A 6,824-nucleotide genomic window follows, 5' to 3' on the forward strand; every position below is an offset into this window, starting at 1 on the left:
ACGAGTGGCCTCGCGCCTGCGCGACGCGATCGTCGCGCGCGGGCGTGCGCACGCGAAAGAATAGACCAGGTGATGCCGGACGCCGCACCTCCCTCCGTGAGCCGCGCCTCGTGGCTGGACCATCCGGCGGTCGCCAGGCACTACCGCGAGCGCGGCCTCATCGACGGCCTGCCCTGGGAGGCGTGGGTCGCGGCGCGCCGCGGCGGGTCGCTCGATCGCACGCTCGAGCTGGCGTGCGGCGAGGGGCTTCGCAGCTCGTTCCTCTTCGAACAGCGGTTCGCCGCGCGGGTCGACGGCGTGGACTCGGACGCCGAGACGATTCGACGCGCCGAAGCCAACCGCCTCCGCAGCGGCGCGGCCGGCCTCTTCGACACGGCGAATCTCAACGCGCTGCGCCTCCCGCGCCGCGCCTACGATCTGGTGCTCGTGTGCCACCAGCTCCACCAGATCGTGGCGCTCGAGGCGTTGCTCGATCAGGTGTACGCCGCGCTCGCCCCGGGCGGCGTGTTCGTGATCGAAGGCTACACGGGCCCGTCGCGCTTCCAGTGGACCGACACGCAGATGTCGTTGGTGCGGGCGATCCTGACGCGCGTCCCTGAGCGATTGCGGCGCTTCCCCTGGGGCGCGACGAAGTTCAGCGAAGCCAGGCCGGATCCCGCGGCCGTGACGGCGCAATCGCTCTCGGCGGCGATCCGATCGGGAGAGATCGTTCGGCTCTTCGATCAGCGCTTTGCGTCGGTGGCGCGCCGGCCGCTCGGCGGCACGCTGCAGCACCTGCTCTACAACGGCATCATGCACAACTTCGTGGACGACGACCGCGAGGCCGATCAGGTGATCGATCTGGTGGCGCTCGCGGAGGACGCGCTGATCGATGCGGAGCTCATCGCGAGCGACTTCCTGCTCATGATCGGCGAGCGACGGTAGGCCGCCGCAGGCGCCGGACGACATCCGACGCCTCGGCCGCGAGGAGCCGGAGCTGGCCGAGCTTGCGATAGAGCGCATCTCGCCAGCGGCTCGCTCCCGGTTCCACCGTCCGATCGACATGGCTCAGGAGCAGGGCGGGGATCGCGCGCGGTGGGCCGCCGGGCCTCCACGGAAGATACAGGTCCCGCTGCGCGTGATACCCGACCAGAAGGCCGGCGGCGATCGTGCGCCGCACGTGCGCGAACGACATGCGCGCCGGCGTCACGGCATGGTGGACGACCGCGCGCGGATGCACGCCGACCGCGTAGCCCAGGCGGCGAACGAGCAGCGCCGCCACCAGTTCCTCGCCCCCCCAGTAGTCCGTGCCTCGGCGTCCGTATCGTCTGCGAAAGCCCCCGATCCGCAGCAGCGCTTCACGCCGTGCCGCCCAACTGGCGCCCCAGGGAAACTGCCGCCAGTCCTCGACCTCCGTGTACTCCGTGAAGGTGGTGACGTAGTGGCTCCAGTACTTCTCCCAGCCTGGGCGCAGCGCGGCCGGCCGCGGCGTGGGGATTCGCAGCAGGATGTGTCCACCGACCACGCCGACCTGCGGGCGAGCGGCGAAGATCGCCTGCAGTTCCGCCAGCCACGTGTTCTCTGCCACCGCGTCGTCGTCGAGATACACGACGAGGTCGCCTCTGGCGGCGGCGAGCCCTGCGTTCCGCGCGGCTGAAAGCCCGGGCACGGGACACACGAGGGAGCGCAGGTGGTCCGGGCGGGCGGAGAAGTGGGCGGCGCGAAGCTCGTCGATCGTCTGGCGCAGCGCGGCCTGCGGTGCAGGCGTGTTTGCGACGACGATGACCTCGTAGCGGGCGTGATCGAAGGACTGCGCGGCGACGGCTGCGATCGACTCGCGGAGACGATCGCTCGGCTCGACCGTGCAAATCACGACGGACGCGTCGAGTGCGCCGCGAGGAGCGGACTCGGCGATCTGTTCCCATTCTGCGAGCGAGTCCGACTTGACGCGGGCATCGATCGCCTGGAAGACCGTGCCGACGTCGCTCGCCGCCATCCAGCCGCGATAGTCGCGGAGGTCCGGCAACGTGCTCGGTGCGCCGAGCGCGATGCAGCACGTCCAGCCGTCCGGCACGACATCCGGCAAGACCGAAGCCGACGTGAGCAAGACGCGGTGTGCGGATCGAGGAAGTGACGGCCGCGGATTCCCGGCGGCTGCCGGGTCCGCCGTCGTGCACGCATGCACGATCGGGATGCCGAACGGCGGCAGGTCGTCGACCGCGTAGGTCTCGTCGTAGATCAGATGGCCGGCGCGTGCGATGGCCGCCGTGAGCGCGCGGCGCAGCGCGCCGTCGTCGCCGTCCAGAATCCAGAGCATCGGCGCGAGATAGAAGTCGCGCCGGAAGTCTTCGAAGACCATCAGCCGGTCGCGCCGGCGCCACATGTCGAACTCGTGCCACCGCGACGTCAACGAGCGATCGTGGAAGCGGTAGTCGGTGAGCGGCTCGTCCACGTCCGCATGACGCAGCGTCATCAGCGCATTGATCCGCATCCAGTAGTCGTAGTCCTCGGTGATGAACCGGTGCGGGCTGTAGTCACCGACGAGATAGGGGACGCGCCGCCGATAGAGAAACGTCGCGCCGACGTGGTTGTTGGCGACGACGTTCAGCTCGGCCGGGACGTGCGGCAGGTGCACGTGGCCGCTGCCAGGAGGGAGCTGGCACCCATCCCAGATCGTCGTGCCCGTGAGGAGCCGGCCGTGCTCGCCGATCAGGTCGAGGTCGCCGTAGGCCATGTCCCACTCGGGATGACGGCCGAGGCAGGCGACCATCTCCTCGAGAAAGGCCGGCTTCAGCCGATTGTCGGCGCTGGTCCACGTCAGGAACTCCCCGGTCGCGAGACGGAATCCTCTGGACAGCGCCCGCGGCAGCCGCGCGTTGTCCTGGCGCACCACGCGAATGCGACGATCGCGGCGCGCGTACGCCTCCACGATCGCGGGCGTGTCGTCGCTCGAGCCGTCGTCGACGACGATGAGCTCGAAGGCGCCATAGCGCTGGGCGAGCACACTGTCGATCGTCTCGTGGACGGTCGCCTCGCCGTTGTACACCGGCAGGACGATGGAGACGAGACCAGGCGTGACGGGCACGCGAAGCGACCCGACGTCGGTGCCGTAGAGATCCTGGCGCGTCCGCTTGTACCGATCGAACGCGTAGGTGGGCCACGTCATGAGTTGACGCGAGAGCGCCTGCTCGAGCATTGCTCGGGCGCGCGCCGGCACGAGCGACGCGTAGGCGCCTCGGGTTGCACGCACCGGAACGCGAAGGGCGGGCACGAGCGACTGGCGGACCCGCCGTCCCGCGCTCCGGATCAGGTGCCGCAGCCATCGGAGCACGCGTTCGCGCGAGTGCGGCGGCTTCCACTGCAAGTCCATCGTGAGGCGCGTGACCTCGGCGCCCAAGAGAGACAGGTCCTGCGTCCGTTGATCGAGCAGGTGAGCCGACGCCTGAAGCTCGGCGGCGAGGCGTTGGATCTCGCGGCGCTGGTGACCGATCGTAGCGGTCAGGTGACTGGTCGTTTCGTGCGACTCGGGTTCCGCCGCGTCTCGCACCGGCTCGGCGCTCGCCGCGTCGGGCACGCGGCCGTGCTCCGGAGCGTCATTCCCGCGAGGCGTGGTAGCCATAGCTCGCGTTCAACTCATGTCCCCCGAGGGAAACGAACAGCCGCTCCGCCTCGTCGCTCCAGTGACGTGGCCGAGCACTGCGTTCGCCGGACCAGGTGATGGCCTTGCAGCCGCGCAGCCGGTCTGCCGTGGCCGCGGGAGCCTCGTCCGAAGGCGCGGCTCCGGCGAACGCGTGGAGCGCGCCGAGCCGGGCCTGTCGCGCGCCATCGGACACGTCGCCGTGCAACTCCTCGAACGAGAGCGCGAACACGTCGTCCTGGTCGATCCAGGGGCGCATTCGATGGAACAGCCCGAACATGTAGTCCGTTTCCTTCGGGTCGGCGAGGAACCCCGCCATCCTGGCCGCGCCGTCCGGCAGGTCCTTCCACGCGCCGATGCGCCCGGCCGTGGACGGGTTGTTCACCAGGAATCGCATCTGCGAGATCAGCGCGTCGCGCAGGTCGCGGTAGATGAAGATCTTCCGGAACGGCCGCAGGAGGTCGGCAACGGCGGGCGTGTGCTCGATGTGGCCGACGGCGAACTGGCCTTCGCGAACAAGGGCCAGCGACTGCTCGAGCGGCACGGCGACTTCGTAACGGAAGCTGTCGGCCCGGATTTCGTCGAGCGTGCGCTGCCGGTAGTCCCACGTGGATCCGAGCGACACGTGCAGATGCGTCGGCGCCGAGCCCCACGCGCGCAGCAACTCGGCGAGATAGTACGTGCCGGCCTTCGGCAGTGACAGGACGATGAGCCGATGCGGCGCCGAGCCCTGCTCCAGCACCGCGCAGGGTTGCCATTCACGATTGAGGTGGAACGGAAGGGGACACGCGATGAGCGGCGCCAGCCGGCGCTCGAGATCGTCCGGCGCTCCTGGCGTGCTGGCCGGTTCGCGTGTCGTCGTCATTCGACACAGCTCGACAGGGCGCGCGCCAGCGTCCTGAACTCCGGAATCCACTCGAACAGCCACCGCTCCTTTCGTGCGACCATCGCCATCGTTTCCTTGGAGTAGTAACGCTCCCACGGTGCGTCCAACGCGCGCCCGCCTTCCGGTGGCCACACTCGCGCGGCGCGCCGTACGGTGTCGACTTCGTCCGCGGCGTATCCCATCTCATCGAGAGCGGCTGCGAGGTCGTCGTTCAGGCGGCACTGGTTCAGCAGCCTCAGCCCCGTCAGCTCTCGCGCGGCGTCGTCGGCCGACAACGTCCCGGCGAGCAGACGAGCGAACGCCGAGTGCGGGTCGCGGAAGAAGTACTCGAGAAACTGCTGCGTGTGCATCCCGGGAGAGTCGTCTGACGCCACGGATTCCCGGAAAGGCAAGAGCGCGCTGTTCGCCAAGTCGAGGTAGTCTTCGAAGCTCAGGGCGGGGAAGCTGGGATAGCGGCGGCGGACATCGTCGATCGGACCGAACATGTCGGGCTGATGCCGCCACCAGGCGAACTCGTATTGCGACACGTAGCGCTCGTAAGGATTGCGAATCGTCGCGAGCACGGGCCGGTCGGCGTAGAGCGGCGGAATATCGCGCCGTGTGCCGTGCTGGTTGCGCGTGGTGAGCATGATGCGCGCGGCCCGGCCCCGGGATATCGGCGGCAGCGCCGGCGGATGCGCCGGATCGACCCAGATGGTCTCGACCGCGTCGCCTCGTCGTGCGTGAATGCGCGCAAGCACCGACGCCACGAACGTGCCGCCGGTCTTCGGCAGGTGCAGGTAGACGAATCGGTCGGTGACGAACATGGGGCGGGATCGACGACGGGCTATCATACCGTCAGCCAACGGCGGCACGGCTCCAGCAGGACGCCTCGCCAAGCTTCAACCACCGTGGATCAGTTGCCTCAGCGTGACCACGACTCGCGTCTAAGCGGCGACGAGTGGCATCGCGTCATCGTGTATCCAGGTTTGCGCGAGGACGTGCTCGGCCGCCTTCAGCGCGGAGAGCTCTCGTCGTGGGGACGAGCCGTGCTCGACGCGACCGCACCCGGAGAGCGCGTGCTCGAGATCGGCAGCGGGTCGGGCGAAATCTCGCTCGCGCTCGCGCTCGCGGGCCGATCGGTCGCGCTGCTCGACATCAGCGCCGACAGCCTGGCGTTCGCGCGCGGCTGTGCGCAGTATCTCGGCGTCCATGTCGACGTGATCCAGGCGGACGCGATGCAGCCGCTGCCGTTCGCCGGCAACGCGTTCGACGCCGTGTGGAGCTCCGGCCTGCTCGAGCACTTCACCGAGCCCGAACGGCATCCCATGCTCGCCGACCAGGCGCGTGTGACGCGCCGGCGCGTGTTGTCGCTCGTGCCGAACGCGGCCTCGCTGGCGTACCGCATCGGCAAGGACATGCAGGAGGCCGACGGCACCTGGATCTACGGCATCGAAGTGCCGGTACACACACTACGTGATGAATTCCGCGCGGCGGGCTTGCAGCCGCTGCCCGAGTTCTCGGTCGGAGCGCACCACGCGCTGAACTTCCTGCCCGTGGGGCACGCCCTGCGGAACGAGCTGGCCAGATGGATGGCCGACAAGAGCGACGCGGCCCTCGGTACGTACAACCAAGGGTACTTGCTGGTCACGATCGGCGTGAAGCCGGCCTGAAGGTCCTGCAGCACCAAATCATCAGCACAGGCCGGCGTCGTCTCCATCGAGTGCGACGATGGGCGCCCACGAGCGCGACATCCAGGAACTCGACGTGCTGACTCACTGCCTGACCTGAAGCCGCCGACGCGCCGATGGCCGCGGCGGCTTCGACGGCCTACTTCGTGACGTGCTCGCTCGCCGGCGAACGCCTGCTTGGGAGCGTCATCGTCGCGCCCCTGACCGGCAGGGTGACGTGGCGAACCGATGCCGTGGGTCCCGTGCCGGTCTGGATCCGCACTTCCCGAACACTCCACGCGTCGGTCGTCGCCCCCGTGGCCGTCGTCGCGCCTTCGAACGCGAACCGGACGTGAACGACGAGGCCGCGGAACGCGGACAGGTCCACCTCCACGTCCTGCCAGGCGTCGCTGACACCGACGAGCGCCAGCGTCATCCAGGTCTCGCCGTCGAGGCTGACCTGCACGTGCGCCCGGGCGTCGATCGCCGAGAGCTGCGACTGGAACGTCAGCCGCGCGTCGTCGCCCGGCGTAAGTTCGACCGGCTGCGTCCACCGCAGGACGTGCAGCGTGCCGGCCTCCGGCGCCGTGGTCGTCCACGCGTCGCCGTCCTGCGTCCACGTGTCGTCGGGCGAGGCGAGCGGCTCGTCCCCGAGCCGCGCCGCGGCGTCGCC

General features: G+C 69.3%; 6 protein-coding genes. 2 read left to right on the plus strand and 4 right to left on the minus strand.

Annotated elements, in window-relative coordinates:
- The first annotated feature begins 96 nt into the window (after nt 1-96).
- Entirely contained in the window at nt 97-924 is an 828-nt protein-coding gene (locus IT184_13125; GenBank protein ID MCC7009744.1) for a class I SAM-dependent methyltransferase, read from the plus strand.
- On the opposite strand, the gene IT184_13130 is transcribed toward IT184_13125, so the two are convergent.
- The 3 genes from IT184_13130 to IT184_13140 are packed head-to-tail and all read right to left on the minus strand — an operon-like array spanning nt 902 to nt 5,308.
- Complete coding sequence (locus IT184_13130; protein ID MCC7009745.1) at nt 902-3,553, minus strand: glycosyltransferase; 2,652 nt, start codon at nt 3,551-3,553, stop codon at nt 902-904. The genes IT184_13125 and IT184_13130 overlap by 23 nt on opposite strands.
- Before the next feature lie 19 nt (nt 3,554-3,572).
- Entirely contained in the window at nt 3,573-4,481 is a 909-nt protein-coding gene (locus IT184_13135; GenBank protein MCC7009746.1) for a hypothetical protein, read from the minus strand.
- Complete coding sequence (locus IT184_13140; GenBank protein ID MCC7009747.1) at nt 4,478-5,308, minus strand: hypothetical protein; 831 nt, start codon at nt 5,306-5,308, stop codon at nt 4,478-4,480. Before IT184_13140 ends, IT184_13135 begins: the two co-directional genes overlap by 4 nt.
- An 84-nt stretch (nt 5,309-5,392) precedes the next feature.
- Here IT184_13140 and IT184_13145 point away from each other — a divergent pair, with 84 nt between their 5' ends.
- Nucleotides 5,393-6,154 carry a class I SAM-dependent methyltransferase gene (locus tag IT184_13145; protein ID MCC7009748.1) on the plus strand — a complete coding sequence of 254 codons (762 nt, stop codon included), beginning with the start codon at nt 5,393-5,395 and terminating at the stop codon, nt 6,152-6,154.
- 157 nt (nt 6,155-6,311) lie between these two features.
- Here the strand turns inward: IT184_13145 and IT184_13150 are convergent.
- Nucleotides 6,312-6,824: hypothetical protein (locus tag IT184_13150; GenBank protein ID MCC7009749.1), on the minus strand; the 513-nt coding region annotated here is incomplete at its 5' end.

This window comes from Acidobacteriota bacterium (assembly GCA_020853395.1).
In the GTDB taxonomy this organism is placed as follows: Bacteria; Acidobacteriota; Vicinamibacteria; order Vicinamibacterales; family SCN-69-37; genus JADYYY01.